A 21,309-nucleotide genomic window follows, 5' to 3' on the forward strand; every position below is an offset into this window, starting at 1 on the left:
CTTGGTCAGCGATCAGTCCGCAGGCCGCGTCGCGTGGGTTCGCCAGGCCGGCAGGAAGCGTGGTGTGCGGGCTGCATAGGCTTCGAACTCGGCACCGAATCGTTGGCGCATGTCTGCCTCTTCGGTGATCGCAAGACGGCCGTACATGACCAGCAGGATCGGAAACATCACCAGCGTGAGCAGCGTTGGCCACTGCAGCAGGAAGCCCAGCAAGATGAGTACAAAGGCCACGTACTGCGGATGCCGAATCCGCGCATACGGCCCAGTCTTGGCCAGCTCGTTTCGGCGCTGCGCGTGGTACAGCACGTTCCAGGCGCTGGACAGCAAGTAGAAGCCGAAACCGAGGAACACATAACTCGCGATGTGCAGGGCGCCGAAGTGCGGGTCACCCTTTTCGCCGAGCATGGTCGACCACAGATGACCGCTGTTGTGGGACAGCAGGTCGAGGTTGGGGTACCTCGTCTGCAGCCAGCCTGACATGAGGTAGATGCTGAGCGGGAAGCCGTACATCTCGACGAAGAGCGCAACGATGAAGGCAGCGAAGGCCCCGAAGGTGCGCCAGTCGCGCCCGGTCTGTGGCTTGAAGAAGCTGAACGCGAACATCAGGAACAGAGCCGAGTTGAGGACGACCAGCGTCCACAGGCCGTAGCCGAAAGCATCGTGGGTCATGGCTGCTCTCCCTTGCTGGGCGCAGGGCTGGATTCGGGTGAACCGGCAGCTTGTCTGCCGTCTGCCTGGTGACCCTGCCCTCCTCCATGTCCACCATGTCCGCCGTGCATGAACATGTGCATGAACGGGCAAGCTAGCAACAACAAGAATGGCAAGGCTCCAAAGAAGTGGGCGCGGTGTTCGCTCAGCAAGAAGTACGCGGCGACCGCGCCGAACACGAGCAGACCGACTGCATATCGGGAGCGCCAAAAGGACGGCGGCGCACTGTCATGACCGGGCCGATGCGCCGGTGGTGGTGGATGGGCATGGTCGTGATTCATCTGAAGCCTTCAAAAGTCATGCTGCGTATGGCCGCCGCGGTGGGTGGCGGTCAGTCCTGAACAAGGAGGTTGGTGGCCGAGCCGCTCAGCGCTGACCGAACACGCTCGAGCCGCTCACGCACTTCATGCGCGACCCGGGCGATCTCCGGATGGCTAGTCATCTGCATCACCGCCACCGGGTCCATGAAGCCGACGACAAGGCGGCCATCCGCTTCCTCGCGCACGACGACATTGCACGGCAGCAGCAGGCCGATGTCCGGCTCGGCCTCCAGTGCGCGGTGGGCCAGTGGCGGATTGCAGGCGCCTAGGATTCGGTAGGGCCGCCCATCGATGCCGAGCTTGGCCTTCATCGTGGCCTGCATGTCGATCTCGGTGAGGATGCCGAACCCTTCGGTCTTGAGCGCCTCGGTCACAAGTGCGACGCCCTGGGCAAAGGTCTGAGGCTGCAAGACACAATAAAAGCCGTACCTCGACGCTGGCAACGCGTCGTCGTGTGGAGCGGTCATGGCGCCCCTCTCACGGCTTGGCCGGCGTTGGCGGGAGACGATCGACCATCATCTCCATCATGGTCTGCATCATGTCCATGCGCTGCTCCATCATGGTCTGGCGCTCGGCCATGTCGGTCGGCGGGCTCTTGGGGCCGCCCATGCCGCCCATGCCGCCCATGCCGCCCATGCCGCCCATGCCCTTCATCATGCGCATGCCTTCCTGCATGGTCTTCATGTGCTCACCCATCAACGCATTGCGTTCTTCGGGTGTCCTGGCAGCCATCATCTTGTTGTGCATCTCCTGCATGGCGTTCATGTGGTTGGACATCCGGGCCATCTCTGGCGTGGTCTTGCCGGGCATGGATTTAGCAGGGGCGGCAGCGGCGGGGCCCGCCGGGTGGTGCCCCTTGTGCTGGTCGTGCTGTGTGGCCCAGCCGGGCGCAGCGACGGCTGAAAGGGCAAGGGCGAGAGAAAAAGGGCGAACGAACTTCATGGGGGACTCCTTGTCCATTGGAAAAAAGCAGGTCGGGAATCGACCGGGATGGGGATGTGTGGTGCAAGCACCGCGCGCAGTCGTTGCGCTGCTTCGTCGTGCTATCCGTACGCCGAGTACGGATCAGGGCAGGACGGAAGATGGACGCCGACGCGGAGCACGGTGGCCCCGGATCGAGCGTCACATGGGCTACAGCGCAAGTCGCGAGTAGCGAACCCTCAAAGGTGGCCCGACGGTAGGTTCCGCCAGGTCATCCGGCTGGCGCGGCGCCGGCAGGACGTTCGACGAACCGGTCCACAGTGTCGCGACCAGCGGTGCCGGACCGGGGTCGCTGTGGTCAACGCCCGCGTACGTCTTGGGCAAGGTGCGCGTCCCGTCGTCACAAGCCTTCAGACACGATGCCTTGGCGCCGTCCGCCTCGTCGTGGTGGCCTGGGTCCATACGCACCGTGGCGAGTAGCTCGGCAGGCGCAGGGCCGCTCGCTACCAGCGCAGTTTCTGCCGTCGTGGCGTGCGGTTCGTGCGTCTCCAGCAAACAGGCATTGGCGACCGATGAAGCCAGTGCAAACAGCCACACCAACAGCAACAGCAACGCGCTGCTGCGCTTGGTGCGGGTGTTGCCGAAGAACTTCATGGTGAATATGCTGGTATTGGAAGATGCATGCTACGCAGGTGGACACAAGGAACATTGCCCTGCATCAAACAGGACGCGGAGTACGACAGAAAACTGATGATCCAAATACTGCGGCTGGTCGCCCAGGCCGTCTGTTCGTTGCCGCACATGACGAAGTGCATTTTTCTCGCACTGCCGGCAGGCAGGGGTGCGAACGGACTGGAAGTACGCGCCGCTGATACCCTGTCATGCGCAATGCTGCGCGTCCTTCTGACCGTCAGTTGGCAAGCGCGTCTCCCCACCCCACGATCAACACCAAGCCGTGACCACTATCCTGCAACCGCCGCCGCGCGAGACCGCCCGCACCGCCATCGACATGCTCAACAGCGCGTGCTTTTGCTTCAGTCTCGATGAGAAGGCCCTGGCGCATGCCCTCGATTCGGAATTGGGCAAGCCGGGCCTTTCAGACATGCTGCGGCAGCGCTGCCCGCATCTCTTCGCAGCGCTGCCGGTGTTCGTGGCAGCCCCTCAGTTGCGGCGCATGGTGCAGGTGATGCAGGCCGTTGAATCAGTGGTGGCCCTGCCAGCCTATCGTGAGCAGGTGCTGGGCGCCGCGCCAGCGATTGCGAGGCTGGGCACGCCGGCGCCGCTCGGTGCACTCTTCGGCTACGACTTCCATCTGAGCGAAGGACATCTCGGACTGATAGAGATCAACACCAACGCCGGCGGGGCCATGCTCAACGCCGTGCTGGCGCGCGCGCAGCAAGCCTGCTGCGCAGCCGTACATGCCATGGTGCCCACGCTTGCCAGCGTGGTGAACTTCGAGCAGCAGATCGTTGCGATGTTTCGGAACGAATGGATGTTGGCCCGAGGGGCGGCTGGCACGTCTGCCAGCACGCGGCCGCTCGCCAGCATCGCCATCGTCGACGTGGCACCCGAGGGCCAGTACCTCTACCCCGAGTTTCTGCTGTTCCAGCAGTTGTTCGAGCGGCATGGCTTGCGCGCGGTCATCGCCGATCCGGCTGCGCTGGCGTGGCGCGACGGCGTGCTGTGGCACGGCGACCTGGCCATCGATCTGGTCTACAACCGCTTGACCGATTTCTACCTGGAGGAGCCTTCCAGCGCCGCACTGCGTGAAGCGTACCTGCAGCATGCCGTGGTGCTGACACCGCACCCGCAGGCCCATGCGCTGTACGCCGACAAGCGGCACCTGGCGCTGTTCAGCGACGCTGCGCGGCTGCAAGCGCTGGGCGTACCGCAAGCCACGCAGCACACGCTGCTCGAGCACGTGCCTCGCACCGAGTTGGTCGAGCCTGCGCAGGCACAGCGTTTGTGGGATGCGCGCCGCAGCTTGTTCTTCAAGCCCGTCGCAGGCTTCGGCAGCCGTGCGGCCTACCGGGGAGACAAGCTGACCAAGCGGGTCTGGCAAGACATCCTGGCAGGGGACTATGTGGCCCAGGCCATCGTCGCGCCCGGCGAGCGGGTGATCGACGACCCGGACGCGGCGGCGTCCGAGCGGGCCACCAAGGCGATGAAGTTCGACCTGCGCGCCTACACCTACGATGGCGCGATGCAGTGGGTGGCCGCCCGGATGTACCAGGGGCAGACCACCAACTTCCGCACGCCGGGCGGTGGCTTCGCGCCGGTGTACAGCGCGGCCGATGCATCGGGCCGAGCCGTGCAGGCCTGCACGGGCGAGGCCGGCGCGCACGACGCTGCGTACGCTTCCTACGTCTTCCTGCTCGACAACGGCAGCGGTGTCCACGCGGTCCCCCATGCCTTGTACGTTGCGATGTCGCGCGGCGAGGCCACGCTGCAAGCCATGGCGGGGCAGACCTTGCGCCTGGCGGACTGGTATGTGCGCTTGAAAGACGGATCGCCGGACGTTGTCGTCAACGAAACCTACAGCCTGGTGCATTTCGACGCCCAAGGGCGCGCTGGTCTGGTGCCGGCACGCACTGCGGGCCTGCCACCTGAGGACGCATTGGAGAACCCAGCGTGGCCCACTGCTGCGGAACGGGCCCAGATGCGGGCGTTGCTGTAGGCCGATGCCAATACACCCTTGCATCGCTACCTGGGGTGCGACCCGGTGGCGTGGCCCGGTATGGTTCAGTGGGTGTGCCCGTGGTGCGCATCGGGCACGTGACCATGGCTGTGCTCCACAGGGCTGTGACGGTGCTGGTGGCTGTGCAGGCCGGTGGGCATCGGGTCATGGCTGTGTGTGTGGTGGCCGTCGTGATGGGTGTGTGCATGCTCGTGCTCGAGGGCTTCGTGCGTGTGGGCGTGCTCGTGCCGCTCGGCCAGGTGCAACGCGACGCCGCAGACCATGCACACGCCACCCAGGCCCATCAACCATGAGCCGGACCGGTCGCCCAGCGCAAAGGCGCCCAGGGCGCCGATGAATGGCGCGAACGCGAACACCGAACCTGTGCGCGCCGCGCCGAACTCGCGCTGCGCGAGCAGGTAGAAGCGCAGGCTCAGGCCATAGCCAGTGGCACCCACCGCCAGCAAGGCCAATGCCGCCACCAAGCCCGGCACCGGCTCGCTCCACAGCCAGGCCATGACAACGGTGGCCAGTGTGCCCAGCACGGCCTTGACCATGACAACTTGACCCGGATCTCGGTCTGCAACCCCACGCGACAGCGTGTTGTCCACACCCCAGGCCATGGTGGCCACGGTCACGGCCAGCAGCCCGAGCAACTGGACCTGACCGGCCAGGCCTTGCTCAAACACCAACACGACACCGCCCAACAAGAGCAGCGCCACGGCCGCGATGACGCGCCGGTCCAGCGTCTCGCCGTACCAACGCCACGCCAGGATGGCCGTGAACACGGCCTCCAGCGTCAGCATCAGCGATGCGCTGGAACCGCTGGTGCGTTGCAGTCCCCAGGCCAGCGCGACCGGCCCCACCACGGCGCCCATGCCGGCCATGGCCAGCAGGCGCGGCAGGTCGCCACGGCGTAGCTGTGCCTCGCGCGTGGCGGGCCGGCGCAGCAGGGCCGCCACCGCTGCGGCGCCGCCGTAGAGCAGCGCCGCCGTGGTGAACGGCCCGATGCCGGCCCCGAGGCCCTGCACCAGTGGCGTGCTCAGGCCGAACAGAGCCGCAGCCAGCAGCGCCAGCCCTCCTCCGCGCAGCGCGGGTGAAGCCAGATCGCGCCGCATCGCTCACTGCCCCGTGAAGTTGGCAGCAATGAAGTTGCCCGGCAGGCTGTAGAACATGTACAGCGTCTGCTTGCTGGCGTCGGTCACGGCTGGGTTCTTGAAGGTCATCTTCCACTCCTTGCCCTTCTTGCCGTCGACGGTCTCTACCTTCTCGGGCTTGATGGCGGTCCACGATGCATCGAGCTTGCCGCCCTTGATCAGAACCTGTTTGCGCTGATCTGCACAGCCGATGACGACCGACTCGGCGGCAGGCTTGGCGCCGTGGAAGTGGCAGCTACCACCCTCATTGGCGTAGGCAGCAGGCGCCCAGACAGCAGCGGACAGAACGATGGTGGCGATGAAAGACTTGTGCATGGTGCGTTCCTTGATGAAGTGGACGGAGGAGGTAAAGAATGCGGGGTCAGTTGAGCGTGTTGCGGCTGTCATCCTGGGTGTTCTCGATATTCATGTCGTCGTGCACGTGGCGGTGTTCCTGCGCAGGGAAACGAAAGCTGTCCGGGTGCGCATCGTGCTGGTAGCCGTGCAACTGCGTGAACAGCAGGTAGACGCCGGCATAGATCAGCGCCAGGTTGGCCGCGTAGCTGAAGCGCGTGAACGAGGGCCGATGCCGCCAGGCTGCCAGCAGCGCCACCATCGCGGCCAGCGCCGCGATCTGGCCCAGCTCCACGCCCACGTTGAAGCTCAGAATGCGGCCGAGCATCGCCACCGGGTCGTCGCCCAACGGCAACTGCTGCAAGCGCGTGGACAGGCCAAATCCGTGCAGCAGCCCGAAAACAAACACGGCACCCAGCAAGTTCGGCGACTGCATGTCGAACACGCGCTGGAACCCGCCGTTGTTGTCGAAGCCCTTGTAGATCACGCTCGCAGCGATGATGGCGTCGACCAGATAGTAGTTCCAGGTGATCTTGAACCAGGTTGCGAACACCAGCGTGATGCAATGGCCGATGGTGAAGACGGTCACGAACTTGGCCACGTCCTTGAACGTTGTCAGGAAGAACACCACGCCGAACAGGAACAGCAGGTGGTCGTAGCCCGTCAGCATGTGGCTTGCGCCCAGGCCGACGTACTGCAGGTAGCCGCCATCCAGCATGCGCTGTCGGTCCTCCTCGGAGATGCCGTGGGCGAGCCCCACAAGCGGGATGAAGCCCAGCAGCAGCAATGCCAACAAGCGATTGGAGATGGTTCGGGTCATGGACCAGGAGCCCTTTGTGTATTGAGACAGCCCAGCCCGTCGCGATGCGACGGCAGGCACGGTCGCGGAACGATGTTCCGAGCGCGGCAACGCCTTTGGTGGCGTGCCGAGTGAACAGGTAGGGGGTGCTGGCCGATCACCAGCGCGGCGACGGCTCAGTCGGCGTCGCGAAGGCCTGTCAGGCCAGATCAGCGCGGCGCTGCGGAGGCCGCAAGGGGCCTTCAAGGAAAACGGGCGCATGCCCGGTGCCCGCGCTGGGCACGAGAACCGATGGGAGGGGATCGCTTGCGGCCAGCGTCATCGTAGGCGGCAGGCCGGGCAACTGCGCCGCCTGGTTCGCGTGCTGGTGGGGCGGCTCGCTGCCGTCGTCCTCGACGTGCAGCGTCTGGTCGGCATGGTGGTGGTGGTCCACCTCCTGCGCGTGCACGACCATGTGCACGATGACCTCTTTTCGGTGGTCAAGGTGAACGGGCGTCAGCCAAGCCAATGCTTGCCAGACCATGGCAATCAGCAGTAACAGGGCTCGGCGTTTGCAGCTCACAGAGAGGATTGTATTTGGCGATAGCGCTGCGAACGGCTAGCGGACCTTGGTTTGCGCCACGTTGCAGTCCGCAGGCCCCCTGGCGAGTCAGGTGGGCGTCACCTGAGGCTCGGGCTGAAGCCCGCTGACCTCCCGACTGCCACCAGCGGCCGCGCCTGCAGGCTGAGCTCTTCCATGCGCGAGCCGATAGAGCAGCGGCAAGACCAGCAGCGTGAGGGCGGTCGAGGACAAGATGCCGCCGATCACCACGGTCGCGAGCGGACGTTGCACTTCGGCACCTGTGCCGATGGCAATCGCCATCGGAACAAAGCCCAACGACGCCACCAGCGCAGTCATCAGCACGGGGCGAAGTCGGGTCAACGCGCCCTCGCGGATGGCCGCATCCAGCGGCATGCCGTCCTCGCGCAGGCTGCGGATGTACGAGATCATGACCAGCCCGTTCAGTACCGCCACACCTGACAAGGCAATGAAGCCAACCCCGGCGGAGATCGACAACGGGATGTCGCGCAGCCAAAGCGCCACCACGCCACCGGTCAACGCGAACGGCACCCCGGTGAAGACCAACAGCCCGTCCTTGGCATTTCCGAACATCACAAACAGCAGTGTGAAGACCAGCAACAAAGCCACCGGCACCACGATCTGCAAACGCTTGCTGGCCGACTGCAGTTGCTCGAACGTGCCACCCCACTGGGTCCAGTAACCTGAGGGCACGCTTACCTGATCGCCGAGCTTTTGCTGCGCTTCGGCTACGAAGCTGCCGATGTCACGCCCACGCACGTTGGCAGTGACCACAACGCGGCGTTTGCCGTCCTCCCGGCTGATCTGGTTCGGTCCGGGAGCGGACACGATGGTCGCCACATCGCCCAGGCGTACGAAGCTGCGTGCTGCACCGTTCTCGCCCGCCGGCAAGCGCACCGGGAGACGCTTGATCGCTTCGATATCACTGCGGATGGCTTCCGGCAGGCGCACCAGGATGTCGAAACGCCGGTCGCCTTCGAACACCGCGCCGGCCTCCTGTCCGCCCAGTGCTGCAGACACACTGTCCTGAATGTCAGCCACATTCAGGCCCAGCCTGGAAGTCTTGTCGCGGTCTACCTGCAGCGTCAGCATCGGCAGGCCGGTGGTCTGCTCCACCTTCACATCGGCCGCGCCCGCGATGCCCTCCAGCACCTTGGCAATGCGCTCAGCCGTCTCGTTCATCTCGTCCATGCCATCACCGAACACCTTGACGGCCACATCGCTGCGCACGCCGGAGATCAGCTCGTTGAAGCGCATCTGGATCGGCTGGGTGAACTCGTAGTTGTTGCCGGGTACTTTTTCCACAGCCTCTTGCATGGCCGCCACGAGATCGGCCTTGCTGCGGCCTGGGTCGGGCCACTGATCGCGCGGTTTGAGCATGACGAAGTTGTCGGCCACATTCGGTGGCATCGGGTCCGTCGCGATCTCTGCCGTGCCGAGTTTGGCAAAGACGGTATCGACCTCGGGAAACGACTTCACCACGTCTTCGAGCTGCGTCTGCATGCCGATGGCCTGCGTGAGGCTGGTGCCCGGGATGCGCAACGCGTGCAGTGCAATGTCGCCCTCGTCCAGGCTCGGAATGAACTCACTGCCCATGCGCGTGGCCAGCAAGCCCGACAGCACGATGGAGGCCGCAGCCACCGTCAGCACCAGCGGCTTGCGTGCCATCACCCAGTCGAAGGCGGGTGCATAGCCGCGTTTGGCCCACAGCATCAGGCGCCCCTCCTTCTCGCTCACATTGCCCGTGATGAACAGCGCAACCGCAGCGGGCACGAAAGTGATCGACAGGATCATCGCGCCCAGCAACGCGATCACCACGGTGAAGGCCATCGGGTGGAACATCTTCCCTTCGACGCCCGTCAGCGCAAAGATCGGCAGGTACACCACCATGATGATGAGCTGGCCGAACATCAAGGCCCGGCGCGATTCCTTGGAGGCGGCGAACACCTCGTGAAAGCGTTCGTTGCGTGTCAGCGGTCGGCCTGCCTGCGTCTGCGCATGCGCCATGCGCCGGATGCAGTTCTCGACGATGACCACCGCCCCGTCGATGATGATCCCGAAGTCCAGGGCGCCCAGGCTCATCAGGTTTGCGCTGACCTTGTTTGTCACCATGCCGGTGAAGGTGAACAACATGGCGAGCGGGATCACCATGGCAGTGATGATCGCCGCACGGATATTGCCCAGGAACAGGAACAGGATGACGATGACCAGCAAGGCACCTTCGACCAGATTCTTCTGCACGGTCGCGATGGCTTTTTCCACGAGCACGGTACGGTCGTACACCGTCTTGGCGATGATGCCCTTCGGCAGGCTCGCGTTGATGGCCTTCAGGCGCTTGTCGACGGCTGTCGACACGTCGCGGCTGTTCTCTCCTACCAGCATGAAGACGGTGCCCAGCACGACCTCCCGGCCGTTCTCGGTTGCGGCACCGGTCCGCAGCTCCTTGCCGAGTCCGACTTCGGCCACGTCGCGGATGCGCACGGGAACGCCTTTGACGTTGGCGATCACGACGTTGGCGATGTCTTCGATGCCCCCCACTTGGCCAGGTGCGCGGATCAGGTACTGCTCGCCCCGGCGCTCAATGTAGCCAGCGCCCACATTCGCGTTGTTGCGCTCCAGCGCAGTCACCAGATCGGAGATCGCCAACCCGTGGGCCACCAAGCGATCAGGCAGCGGCGCCACCTGGAACTCCTTGGCGTAGCCGCCGATGGTGTTGATCTCCGTAACGCCTGGCACAGTGCGCAACTGCGGCTTGATCACCCAGTCCTGTATCTCCCGCAAGTCCATGGGGGTGTACGGGCTGCCATCGGGCTTGCGCGCACCGGGCTCGCTCTCCACCGTCCACATGTAAATCTCGCCGAGGCCAGTCGCGATCGGCCCCAGGCTGGGCGTGAGGCCCGCCGGCAGCTTGCCGCGCGCTTCCTGGATGCGTTCGCCCACGAGCTGGCGCGCGAAGTAGATGTCGGTGCCCTCCTTGAAGATCACGGTGACCTGCGACAGGCCATAGCGCGAGATCGAGCGCGTCTGCTCCAGCTTCGGCAGGCCCGCCATCGCGGTCTCGATCGGGAAGGTCACACGCTGCTCTGCCTCCAGTGGAGAGTAGCCCGGCGCCTCGGTGTTGATCTGCACCTGGACATTGGTGATGTCGGGCACGGCGTCGATCGGCAGCTTCTGGTAGCTGAAGACGCCGAGACCGACCATCCCCAGGACGGCCAGCATGACGAGCCATCGCTGATCGATGGCGAAACGGATAATGCGTTCGAACATGGTGTGGGGGTGCCTCAGACAGCGGCGTCGGCACGTTCGCCGGTGCGAATACGCACGAGATCATTGAGTTCGGTCACGCCGACGATGCCGTCACCAGGGTTGCCGGTGCGCGCCGCCCGGACGATTGCCTCGACGATGCCAGGCGCGTCCGCACTGGCGCAGAACACGATCAATGTCAGTTGCTTGTGCGCATCGGGTTGCCACTCGTCACCGGCAAAGCGGTGGTGCTCGCCGTGGCCGCGTGGGTGGCCGTAGGACGGCAGGACGGTGAACCCTGGCAGGTGCGGCAGCGCGTGGAGTGCGGCTTCCACGGCGTCCAGGCGGTGGGGGCGAATGATGGCGGTGATTTGCTGCATGGCTCGCTCCTCGCTCAGTGGTCGTGGCTCGCGCCGGCCTTGCCTAGCTCGGCTTTGACGAGGAAGCTGTTGGTTTGCGCGTAGCGCTCACCGGCCTTCAGGCCCTCGCGCACCTCGACGCGCTTGCCGTCGCTGCGGCCTAGTTCGAGCGGCCGGGCTTCGAGCGCGGTGCCGTAGCGGCCGAACACCACCTTCCAATCACGCAGGTCCTGCACCGCATCCGCCGCGACCGATACCGCGACCTGCGTCTCTTCGACCAGCACCTCGACCGCCACCGGCAGGCCAGGGCGCCAGATGCCCTTTGGGTTGGGCAAAACGACGCGCGCCATCGCATTGCGCGTCTGCTCGCCGACCAGCGCGCTCACGTAGCCAATCTTGGCGGAAGCTTGCGCATCGAACGCATTGGCCTTGACCACGACCGGCAGCCCCTTCGTGACACTGCCCAGGTCCTGCGGCGAAACGGATGCTTCTACCCACACCGACGACAGATCGGACACGGTGAACACCGCGGTGTCTTCCCGCACGGCTTCGCCCAGCGACAGGCGCTTTTCAGTGACCACACCGTCGATCGGCGAGCGCAGTTCATAGCGACTCAAGCTGCCGCTGGACGCAGCCCCACCGAGCGTTGCCAGCCTGCTCTGCGCGCTTTGCACTGCGATCGCGGCTTCCTGCATCGCCGATCGGGCCTGCAGCATGTCCTGCTGGGCGGAGATCTTCTCTTCCCAGAGTTTGAGTTCACGCTCATACGTCGTCCGCGCGAGCGACAGGCGCTGCTGTGCCGCCAGCAACTCGGCCCGCTGGTCGGAGAGGCTCTGGCTACTGAGCACGGCCAGTACCTGCCCCTTGCGGACGGTGTCGCCGGCACTGGCGAGGACCAGCTCGACCAGCCCCGCCAATCGTGGCACGACCTGTACCGTGCGGTCGCTGTTGTATTTGACTTCGCCGAGCAGCCGCAGCGTGGTGCCGATCATGGCCGGGCCAGCGGTGCCCACCTCGACACCGGCAGAGGTGAGTTGCGCGTCGGTCATCGTCACGCGGGCTTCGACCTGTTCATAGCCCAGCTCATGCGTATTGCCCGCATGCTCAGCTTGCACGCCCACCTTGAACGAATGGGGCTCGGTGACGATGGCGTCGCCCACAAGGTAGTCCGCCTCCTTCCTGAAAGTGAAGATCTGAGGGGGCTGGCCGAGTCGTTCCAGCGTCAACTGAATCTGGCTCTGCGCCACATCCAGAGGCTTTCCATCAAGGTAGGTGTAGAGCCTGAACTGCGGTTCGACGCCGGTCTCGAAGATCGTGACCTCGACGGCATAGTTGCCATCCTTGAGCAGCTTGCCGCCACGCGGGCCTTTGGCGGGCTCCTTGGCGCCCTCTTCAACGTGCTCGCCCTTCGCTTGCGCGTCGGCTTCGGCCTCCGTGTGGCCATGCTCGTCAGTGCCAGCACCGGTCTTTTTGTCGCGCAGGATGACGGCGCCCAGGACGACGCTGATCACCAGCACGGCCACGATCGCGATCCACTGTTTTTTGGGCTGGGTCTTGTTCATGATATTGGATCCGTTGTTCATGGGGTGCCGGACATCGCATCGATGCCGAGGATGCGGTTCAGGTCAGCGGCAGCACGCTGCGCCCCGGCCAGAGCATTGAGGTACTGCGTGCGCGCCTGGAGCAGCGTTCTTTGCGCGTCGAGCGCCTCGAGGAAGCCGAACTTTCCCAGCTCGAAGCCCTTGGTGGCCGCGTCGAACGCGCTTTGCGCGCCCGGCAACACGTCCGCAGCCAGGGAGGCTGCTGCGCTACGCGACGATGCCAGGCGTTCGCGTGCCTGGACGGCCTCGCTCTCGACCACCGACCGCGCTGCCATCACTTCATCGCGGGCTTTGTCCTCGCGCCTGAGCGCTTCGAGCAGATTGCCTTGGTTGCGGTCGAAGAGCGGCAGCGCAATCGTGACACCGATGACCGCCTGGGTACGTCTGGCCTCCTGGTCGCGCTTGGCACCGACATTGACCGTGAGGTCGCCATACCGGCGAGCGCTTTCGACGGCGGTTAGCGCCTTGCGGCGTTCCACTTCCAGCTGCGCGCGGCGGATCGCAGGCGCTGCCTCCAGTTGACCGCGAACCGCTTCCTCGCTCGGCACCACAGGCAGATCCGTCAGGCTGCCCTGCAACACCAGGTTGCCGACCGGTTGACCCATGGCTGCGCTAAGCCGAGCGCGCGCGCTGGCTTGCTCACCCCGCAACTGGGTCAGCTCAATGCGCAGGCCGGCCTCGGCGACGCGCGCCTTGGTCTCCTCGACGGGCGACACCTTGCCGGCCAGCACCCGCTTGGAAGCCGCGTCCGAGGAGCGCTGCGCGAGCGACAGCGAAGTCTCGGCCACGCGCGCCTGCTCCTGCAGGGTCAGCAGGTCGAAGTAGGCGGTGATCACGGCCGAGCGCAAGGCGTGCCGACGTGCGTCAAAGTCTGATCTGGCTGCGTCGAGTGCGCGGTCCGCAGCCGCAATCCGCGCGTCGCGTTTGCCCCAGAGTTCGATCGGCTGGCTGATCTGCACGGTGGTGGTGCGCGTGCTCGGCCGAATGTCCTCAACGAGAACGGACAACTCAGGGTTGGGCCGAGACTCGGCTTGCACACGCGCCCCGCCGACCGCATCGACTTCGGAGCGGGCAACCGCAAGATCCGGATGGCGGGTCAGCGCAATGTCCACGGCCTGACGTAGCGACAAGGACGGCGCGCTGACCGCAGCGTTGGCTAATTCCACAGCCATAGGGGGAGAGGGAGTGGCGCCGCCTTGGGCCGAAGCCGCGCGCGCCAAAAGACATACCACTGTCACCAGCGGCAACACAAACCTTCGCATCGAACTCTCCAATATTCACGGGATGAACGGGAATTCGACGAGGTCTGCCGGGTGCAGACCGCCCGCACAAAGACGTGCGGAAAGTGCTGCTAGTCCAACCTCGCCGAATGGACGTCGGCAAGGGGGCGTGGAGGTCGTTCCAGGGCTGCAATCGATCTGCTGGGATATGCATCACTGCCGTGGGTACGGACAAGCGACTCACCGTCTGCAAACGTTGCCTGCGCTACTGCGTTGGGCAACAGGGAGACGCTCAACGTATGGTGGTGATCGGAGGTCGAAAGGTCGCTCTCATCTGCATCCGATGTCGAGTCAGCCGTGCCCACATCGTGGCGCTCTTGATGGTGCTCGTCATGATGGCCAAAATGCGCGCCGCCAACCGTCTTCTCGTGCGTGCATGCACTCGCCGCCGTCGACCAGACGCACTGGAACGACAGCATCAACATCAGAGCGACGAGCCAAGCGCGGACCATACGAGTCAGTGTACCAATGCGGTTGTGACATGGCCGCGCGAGATTTGCTCGTTGAAGTTCGCCTGCTGCGCGGCGTGACCGGACCACCGCGTAGGAGTACGGCCAAGGTGCCATCTTCGCAGCAGACAAGAGAGATTCACACAAGTTCTGTGCAACGGGTGGGCCGGAGGTGCGAGCCGTGTTGGCCTGCACCGTCGGTTAAAGCTCGCCAGAGACTGTGGTGCCGTCACGCACAGCGGCGACGGCCTCGGCGCGGACTTCGGCGCGGCTGCGCAAACTGACACTGTCCGCGAGCTTGACGTCGGCCCCTTCTGCTGTCGGCAGTGGACCGTGCAGGCGCAGTTGTTCAAGAACCTGGGCACGGGTGAGCGAGCTTTGGTTCGCTGTGGCCATGGGCGCATCACCAACCTCACCGCCGACCGGCAACAGGCCTTGGGCGCGCGCTTGGATGACCTCTGCACGCACCTGCTCCCGGGTGAGCGAAGCACTGCCTGGAGGCTGCGCCTGGGCAGCGATGGTGGTTGCGGCCAACATGGCGAGGAGAAGAGCTGCTTTGGTAGACATGTATTCTCAGTCTTGGTGCGTTAGCGCCATCTGGCGCGGTGTTGGAATTCTGGTAAGCGTGGCATCGAAAAGGCGGACTGCCTGATGACGTTCTTGTCATCTTCGGGATCTGGGCAGACTTCGGCAGGAGGCCGGTCACCGACTGCAAACGACAGCCTGCCGGCGCGCACGCAGTAGCTGATTTTGTTGACAACAAGGTCGATCGTCGCAGCGTTGCTGCTGGCAACGCAGTGAGCAGCGCTGTCCTGGCATGCTTGCGAATATGCGCTTCTTCAACACCCTCAAAGCCTGGGCACAACGCATCAAGCGTGACGGCGTGACGTTATGGTTTGCCGCAAAGCATCCGCTGACCCCGTGGTATGTGAAGGCACTTGGCGTGTTCGTCGTGGCTTACGCATTGAGCCCGATCGACCTCATCCCCGACTTCATCCCCGTCCTTGGCTATGTCGACGATGTCCTGCTGCTCCCGGGTTTGATCTGGCTGACCATCAAGCTCCTCCCGCCAGAAGTCCTCGCGCAATGTCGAGGCAAGGCAGACGAATGGATGCTGACCAAAGGCGCGAAGCCGACCAGCACACTGGGCGCTGTGCTGATCGTGTCGCTGTGGATCGTGGTCGGTGTCGCGAGCTGGTGGTGGCTTCGCCCGCACCTGTAGCGGGTCTGGGGCCCCGGCTGCAGCCAGCGGCCGTGGATTTCGTCGTCCCGTGAACCCACGACGCGCAGCGAAGCCTGGCTGCAGCGCGATGGTTCAGCGCGTCAGGGAAGCGCTGGAGGCGCGGACCACACGCGGCGCCGCCGGCCCACGAAACCGCAACAGTCTGAGCGCATTCGCCACAACCAGCAGCGTCGACCCTTCATGAAACACGATGGCCGAGCCGATCGGCAACCCGAAGAGCGTGGACGGAATCAGCACCGCCACCACACCCAGGCTGACCCACAGGTTTTGCCGGATCACGCGGTCTGTGCGTCGCGCCAGCGCGACGGCGAACGGCAGCTGCGTCAGGTCGTCGGCCATCAATGCCATGTCGGCCGTCTCCAGCGCCACATCCGATCCGGCCCCGCCCATGGCGATGCCCACGCTGGCTTGGGCCATCGCCGGTGCGTCGTTGACGCCGTCACCCACCATCGCAACCACCAGGCCCTCGGCCCGCAGCGCGGCGATGGTTTGCACCTTGTCGGCCGGCATCAGATCACCCCGCGCCTCGCCCAATCCAACGCTGGCGGCCACCGCTTCGGCCACGCGCTGGTTGTCGCCTGACAGCATCAGCAGCCGCGTGACACCCTGCGCCCGCAGCGCGGTCACCACGCCCTGGGCCGAAACGCGTGGCGTGTCCATGACGCCCAGCACGCCCAGATAGCGCTCGCCGTGGCGCACCAGCATGGTGGTGCGGCCTGCCGCCACCAAGGCCTCGTTGGTCTGCAGCAGTGCGGCGGGTGGTGGCACGCCATCCTGCTGGAACAGCGCCGGCTTGCCGATGTGCACCGGCAGGCCCCCGACCTCGCCCGTGACGCCCAGCCCGGTGATGCTGCGCAGGGCCTGCACCTGTGGCAGCACCGCCGTGTCGCCCAAGCGCTCGCGCGCGCCCTGCAGCACGGCACCGGCCAGCGGGTGGTCACTGCCCTGCTCCACGGCCAAGGCCAGTGCCAGCAACTCGGCCTCGGCCACACCCGCGGCCGGCATGGCATCGGTCAGGCGCGGCTTGCCCTCGGTCAGCGTGCCGGTCTTGTCGAACGCCATGGCCGTCACCTTGGCCAGGTGCTGCAACGGGGCGCCGCCTTTGACCAGCACACCGCTGCGCCCGGCCCGCGCCACGGCGCTCAGCACAGCGCTGGGCACGGAGATCGCCAGCGCGCAGGGGCTGGCCGCCACCAGCACCGCCATGGCGCGGTAGAACGTGGCCGCGAACGGTTCGTCCAGCACCAGGCCGGCGCACAGCAACAGCGCCACGCCGACCAACACGGCCGGCACGAACACGCGCTGGAATTTCTCGGTGAACTGCTGCGCCGGTGAGCGCTGCTGCTGCGACGCCATGACCAGCTTCACCATGCGCGCCATCGTCGATTCCGCAGCCGGCCGCGCCACCATCACATCGATAGCGCCAGCGCCGTTGACGGTGCCGGCGAAGACGCGGTGCTTCGCAGCGATTTTGTCGAAGCCGGCCAGTGCGGCCTGTGCATCGGCCACCGGCTCCTTGTCGACCGGTACGCTCTCGCCGGTCACGCTGGCCTGGTCCACGCTGGTCTGGCCGACGACGACGAAGCCGTCCGCCGGCAACCGCTCATTGGGCCGCACGATGACGACGTCGCCTGCAGCCAGGCTGGCCACCGCGATGTCTTCGGTCGTGTCGCCTCGCCGCACGGTGGCGCGCTCGGGGGCCAGTTCGGCCAGCGCCTCGATGGCGCGCCGCGCGCGGCCCATGGCGTAGTGCTCCAGCGCGTGGCCCAGGCTGAACAGGAACAGCAACAACGCGCCCTCGGCCCAGGCGCCGATCGCCGCTGCGCCCGCAGCGGCGACCAGCATCAGCGTATCGATCTCGAAACGCCTGGCCTTCAGGTTGTCGAACGCCTCGCGTAGCGCGAACCAACTGCCCGCAATGTAGGCCAGCACGTAGCAAGCACGGGCGAGCACGGGGCCGGCCAGGCCCCAGCGCTCCATGGCCCAGCCGGCCAGCAGCGCCACACCGCAGGCCAGCGAGAAGATCAGCTCCAGAGACGGCCCGGAACCGGCCGCGTGTGCGTGTGCAGCGCTGTGGTCGTGCCCGTCACCTTCAACGTGGGCGTGGTCCGCGCTCACTTCAGCGTGAACCGCACGTTCGCCGCTTTCTTGCCGGCTAGCTGCACCGTCGCCACCACCTTGGTGCCGGCGGCGGCGGGGAAGCTGCCCTTGGCCTCCAGCTTGTCGCCGACGGGGGCCAGCGTGGCCTCGGACTTGGTACTGCCGGCCAGCAGTGTCAGCTTGCCGCTGGCGCCCTTGAGGTCCACCGGCTTGCCGTGGTCCCGCACGTACAGGTGGATGGTGTCGGCCTTGGCCACCAGTTCGTAGTCCAGGTGGTTAGCCTCCATCACCACGCCGCCGTGCAGCGCTTTGACTTCGTGCTTGTCTTCGGCGATGGTGCCGGTGGTGGCGAGGGTCATGGCCAGTGCGGCCAGCAGAGCAGATGCTTTCATGGGTGATTGCCTTTCAAGAAAAAACTACAGCGCTTCGTTCGCGCCATTGGCGGCCAGACGCTCCGCATCCTTGCGGCCGAACAGCCAGAACATCGCGGGCGTGAGGAAGGTGTCCAGCAGCGTGGAGCTGACCAGGCCCGAGAAGATCACCACCGCCACCGGGTGCAGGATCTCGGTGCCTGGCCGCTCTGCCTCGAACAGCAAGGGCGCCAGCGCAAACGCCGTCACCAGCGCGGTCATCAGCACCGGGCTCAGCCGCTCGATGGAGCCGCGCATGATCATCTTGTGGTCGAAGTTCTCGCCCTCGAAGCGCATCAGGTTGATGTAGTGGCTGACCTTCAAAATGCCATTGCGCACCGAGATGCCGGCCAGCGTGATGAAGCCGACCAGCGCCGCCACCGACAGCGGCTGGCCCGACAGCCACAGCCCCAGCACCGCACCCACCAGCGCCAGCGGAATGTTGGCCATGATGAGCAGCGCCAGCCGCGTGCTCTGGTAGCGGCTGAATAGCACCACGAACATGAGGATCAGCGAGACGATGGACAGCAAGCCGACCAGCCGTGACGCCTCTTCCTGCGCCTGGAACTGGCCGCCCAGCGTGACGAAATAGCCCTCGGGCAGCTTGTGCGCCGCCACCGCCGCGCGGATGTCGGCCACCACGTCGGACAGCGCCCTGCCCTGCGCGTTGGCCGAAAGCACGATGCGCCGCTTGCCGTCGTCGCGGCTGATCTGGTTGGGGCCGTCGCCGTCTTCGATGCGCGCCAGCAGCGACAGCGGCACGCGGCCCGTCGGCGTCTCCACCAGGATCTGCGCCAGCCCCTCGACCGAGCGCGCCTCTTCCGGCAGCCGCACCACCAGCGCAAAGCGCCGGTTGCCCTCGACGATCTGCGTCACGCGCTCGCCCTCGACCAGGCTTTGCAGCACGGCCAGCACCTGCGGGGCGGGTACGCCGTAGCGGGCCGCAGCCTCGTAGTCGAGCGCTACCTTGATCTGCGGCGCCAGCACCTGCTTCTCGACCTCCAGGTCGGCCAGGCCGGGGATGGCGGCGAGCCGCGCGCGCAGCGCATCGGCCTGGCCACGCAAGGTGTCCAGGTCTTCGCCGAAGATCTTGATCGCGATCTGCGAGCGTACGCCCGAGAGCATGTGGTCGATGCGGTGCGAAATCGGCTGGCCGATGGCAATGGCCGCCGGCAGGTTCTGCAGGCGCGCGCGGATGTCGGCCTGCACCGCGTCCATGGATCGCGTGATCTCGCCGGGCGGCTTCAGCCCCACATCCAGCTCGCTCACGTGCACGCCCTCGGCGTGTTCGTCCAGCTCGGCGCGGCCACTGCGGCGGCCCACGTGCGTGACCTCCGGCACCTGGGCCACCAGCTTCTCGGCCTGCGACGCCAGGGCGGAGCTTTCGGCCAAGGTCACGCCAGGGTTCAGCCGCAGGCCGATCAGCAGCGTGCCTTCGTTGAACGGCGGCAGAAAGGTAGTGGAGAAGAAAGGCACGGCCACGGCCGCCGCCACCACCGCCAGCGCGCCGGCCGCAATCGCCTGGCGCGGATGGTTCAGCACAGGCTGCAGGCCATTGCGGTAGCGCGCCTTCAGCCAGGCCAAGAGCTTGGTGTCGCCATGGTCCAGCGACTTCATGTGCGGCAGCAAGTACAGGCTGAGCACCGGCGTGACGGTCACCGACACCACCAGGCTGGCCAACGTGGAGACGATGAAGGCGATGCCCAGGGGCACGAACAGCTTGCCCTCCATGCCCGGCAGTGCGAACAGCGGCACGAACACCAGTACGATGATGACGGTCGCGTACAGGATGGCCGATCGCACCTCCATCGTGGCCGCGCCCACCACGTGCAGCGGGCTCCAGCTGTCGGGGTGCGTGGCGCGTTGCTCCTTCAGCCGTCGCATCACGTTCTCGATGCCGACCACGGCGTCGTCCACCAGGCCGCCGATGGCGATCGCCAGGCCGCCCAGCGTCATGGTGTTGATCGACAGCCCGAAGCCGCGGAACACCAGCGCCGTGGCGAAGATGGACACCGGGATCGCCACCAAGGCAATGATGGTGGTGCGCAGGTTACCCAGGAAAAGCAGCAGGATCACCGCCACGAAGACCGAGGCACCGATCAGCTTGCCTTGCAGCGTGGTGATCGACGCCTCGATGAAGCTGGCCTGGCGGAAGGTAACCTGCGGCTCCTGCATGCCGGCCGGCAGCGCGGTCTTCATCTCGGCCAGCGCCGTCTCGATGGCCAGGGTCAGCGCGATGGTGTCGGCCGTGGGCTGCTTCTGCACGCCCAGGATCACGGCGGGCTGGCCTTCGAAGCCGGCGTCACCGCGCTTGATGGCGGGCGCGAACTCCACCTGCGCCATCTGGCGCAGCACGATGGGCTGGCCGTCCCTAGCGGTCAGCGCGAGCTGGCGCAAGTCTTCCAGCCGCGAGGTGCGGCCCAGGTGGCGGATCAGATACTCACGGCCGTTCAGCTCCAGGAAGCCGCCCGATGTGTTGGAGGCAAAGCCTTTCAGCGCGCCCTCCAGTTGCTCGTGCGTGATGCCCAGAGAGGCCATCTTGGCCGTGTCGGGCTGCACCTGGAACTGCCGCACCTCGCCGCCGATGGGGATAACCTGGGCCACACCGGGAATCGCCAGCAGGCGCGGGCGCAAGACCCAGTCCGCGTACTCGCGCACCGGCATCGCACCCAGCTTCGTCGCGTCGATCGGAATGGCGATCTGCATGATCTCGCCCATGATCGAGCTGATCGGCCCCATGCGCGGAATGACGCCGCCGGGCAGGCCCTCCTCCATGGCCGACAAGCGCTCCGACACCATCTGCCGCGCGCGGAAGATCTCGGTCGACCAGTCGAAGGTGACGTAGAGGAAAGACAGCCCGGCACTCGATGTCGAGCGAACCGACTCCACACCCGGCAGGCCGTTCATGGTGGTTTCCAGCGGGAAGGTGATGAGCTGCTCCACCTCCTCGGCCGCCATGCCGCCCGCCTCCGTCATGATGGTGACGGTCGGTTTGTTGAGGTCGGGGAACACATCCACCGGCATGGTGGACAGCGTGTAGGCGCCATAGGCGACCAGCACCACGCCCGCGATGATCACCAGCAGCCGGTTCGCCAGGCTGCTGTTTAAAAGCCACTTGAACATCGTGCG

The 21,309-nt window shown here is 65.7% G+C and carries 19 protein-coding genes; 2 read left to right on the plus strand and 17 right to left on the minus strand.

Translation table 11 applies throughout. From position 1 onward, the window contains the following. Positions 1-12 precede the first annotated feature (12 nt). The 5 genes from AC099J_RS20625 to AC099J_RS20645 all read right to left on the minus strand — a co-directional run bounded on the left by AC099J_RS20625 (position 13) and on the right by AC099J_RS20645 (position 2,603). Complete coding sequence (locus AC099J_RS20625; RefSeq protein ID WP_479617157.1) at positions 13-669, minus strand: methyltransferase family protein; 657 nt, start codon at positions 667-669, stop codon at positions 13-15. Next, positions 666-989, minus strand: a complete 324-nt coding sequence (locus tag AC099J_RS20630; RefSeq protein ID WP_479617158.1) for a DUF2933 domain-containing protein — start codon at positions 987-989, stop codon at positions 666-668. Before AC099J_RS20630 ends, AC099J_RS20625 begins: the two co-directional genes overlap by 4 nt. 50 nt (positions 990-1,039) lie before the next feature. Further along, the gene (locus AC099J_RS20635) at positions 1,040-1,495 is read right to left on the minus strand and encodes a DUF302 domain-containing protein (protein WP_479617159.1); all 456 of its coding nucleotides are present in this window, start codon (positions 1,493-1,495) and stop codon (positions 1,040-1,042) included. 10 nt (positions 1,496-1,505) lie between these two features. Further along, positions 1,506-1,970 carry a hypothetical protein gene (locus AC099J_RS20640; RefSeq protein ID WP_479617160.1) on the minus strand — a complete coding sequence of 155 codons (465 nt, stop codon included), beginning with the start codon at positions 1,968-1,970 and terminating at the stop codon, positions 1,506-1,508. A 189-nt stretch (positions 1,971-2,159) separates the two neighbouring features. Beyond that, a complete protein-coding gene (locus tag AC099J_RS20645; protein WP_479617161.1) occupies positions 2,160-2,603 on the minus strand; it encodes a hypothetical protein in 444 nt (147 codons plus the stop codon). Between the two features lie 301 nt (positions 2,604-2,904). Between AC099J_RS20645 and AC099J_RS20650 the strand changes: the two genes are divergently transcribed. Further along, positions 2,905-4,626: a hypothetical protein gene (locus AC099J_RS20650; RefSeq protein WP_479617162.1), complete on the plus strand. Its 1,722-nt coding sequence runs from the start codon at positions 2,905-2,907 to the stop codon at positions 4,624-4,626. A gap of 65 nt (positions 4,627-4,691) precedes the next feature. On the opposite strand, the gene AC099J_RS20655 is transcribed toward AC099J_RS20650, so the two are convergent. From AC099J_RS20655 to AC099J_RS20695, 9 genes are all read right to left on the minus strand, one after another. Continuing rightward, complete coding sequence (locus AC099J_RS20655) at positions 4,692-5,744, minus strand: DMT family transporter (protein ID WP_479617163.1); 1,053 nt, start codon at positions 5,742-5,744, stop codon at positions 4,692-4,694. A 3-nt stretch (positions 5,745-5,747) separates the two neighbouring features. Beyond that, positions 5,748-6,098, minus strand: coding sequence for a DUF6488 family protein (locus AC099J_RS20660; RefSeq protein ID WP_479617164.1), 351 nt, complete (start codon positions 6,096-6,098; stop codon positions 5,748-5,750). Between the two features lie 46 nt (positions 6,099-6,144). Continuing rightward, entirely contained in the window at positions 6,145-6,936 is a 792-nt protein-coding gene (locus tag AC099J_RS20665; protein WP_479617165.1) for a HupE/UreJ family protein, read from the minus strand. 178 nt (positions 6,937-7,114) lie between these two features. Further along, a complete protein-coding gene (locus AC099J_RS20670) occupies positions 7,115-7,375 on the minus strand; it encodes a hypothetical protein (protein WP_479617166.1) in 261 nt (86 codons plus the stop codon). 189 nt (positions 7,376-7,564) lie between these two features. Further along, entirely contained in the window at positions 7,565-10,762 is a 3,198-nt protein-coding gene (locus AC099J_RS20675; RefSeq protein ID WP_479617167.1) for an efflux RND transporter permease subunit, read from the minus strand. Between the two features lie 14 nt (positions 10,763-10,776). Next, entirely contained in the window at positions 10,777-11,118 is a 342-nt protein-coding gene (locus tag AC099J_RS20680; protein WP_479617168.1) for a P-II family nitrogen regulator, read from the minus strand. A 14-nt stretch (positions 11,119-11,132) separates the two neighbouring features. Next, positions 11,133-12,659 carry an efflux RND transporter periplasmic adaptor subunit gene (locus AC099J_RS20685; protein ID WP_479617169.1) on the minus strand — a complete coding sequence of 509 codons (1,527 nt, stop codon included), beginning with the start codon at positions 12,657-12,659 and terminating at the stop codon, positions 11,133-11,135. A gap of 17 nt (positions 12,660-12,676) precedes the next feature. Then, positions 12,677-13,870 carry a TolC family protein gene (locus tag AC099J_RS20690; protein WP_479617170.1) on the minus strand — a complete coding sequence of 398 codons (1,194 nt, stop codon included), beginning with the start codon at positions 13,868-13,870 and terminating at the stop codon, positions 12,677-12,679. A gap of 758 nt (positions 13,871-14,628) precedes the next feature. Continuing rightward, positions 14,629-14,994: a DUF4148 domain-containing protein gene (locus AC099J_RS20695; RefSeq protein ID WP_479617171.1), complete on the minus strand. Its 366-nt coding sequence runs from the start codon at positions 14,992-14,994 to the stop codon at positions 14,629-14,631. 262 nt (positions 14,995-15,256) lie between these two features. On the opposite strand from AC099J_RS20695, the gene AC099J_RS20700 reads away from it, so the two are divergent. Further along, positions 15,257-15,649, plus strand: a complete 393-nt coding sequence (locus tag AC099J_RS20700; protein ID WP_479617172.1) for a YkvA family protein — start codon at positions 15,257-15,259, stop codon at positions 15,647-15,649. A gap of 93 nt (positions 15,650-15,742) precedes the next feature. On the opposite strand, the gene AC099J_RS20705 is transcribed toward AC099J_RS20700, so the two are convergent. The 3 genes from AC099J_RS20705 to AC099J_RS20715 all read right to left on the minus strand — a co-directional run bounded on the left by AC099J_RS20705 (position 15,743) and on the right by AC099J_RS20715 (position 21,303). Then, on the minus strand, positions 15,743-17,650 hold the full coding sequence (locus AC099J_RS20705) for a heavy metal translocating P-type ATPase (protein WP_479617369.1): 1,908 nt from the start codon (positions 17,648-17,650) through the stop codon (positions 15,743-15,745). 134 nt (positions 17,651-17,784) lie between these two features. Continuing rightward, the gene (locus AC099J_RS20710; protein ID WP_479617173.1) at positions 17,785-18,162 is read right to left on the minus strand and encodes a hypothetical protein; all 378 of its coding nucleotides are present in this window, start codon (positions 18,160-18,162) and stop codon (positions 17,785-17,787) included. A gap of 24 nt (positions 18,163-18,186) precedes the next feature. Further along, on the minus strand, positions 18,187-21,303 hold the full coding sequence (locus AC099J_RS20715; RefSeq protein WP_479617174.1) for an efflux RND transporter permease subunit: 3,117 nt from the start codon (positions 21,301-21,303) through the stop codon (positions 18,187-18,189). Between the last annotated feature and the right edge of the window lie 6 nt (positions 21,304-21,309).

The sequence above is a fragment of the Rhodoferax sp. RT4P68 genome (genome assembly GCF_056521305.1).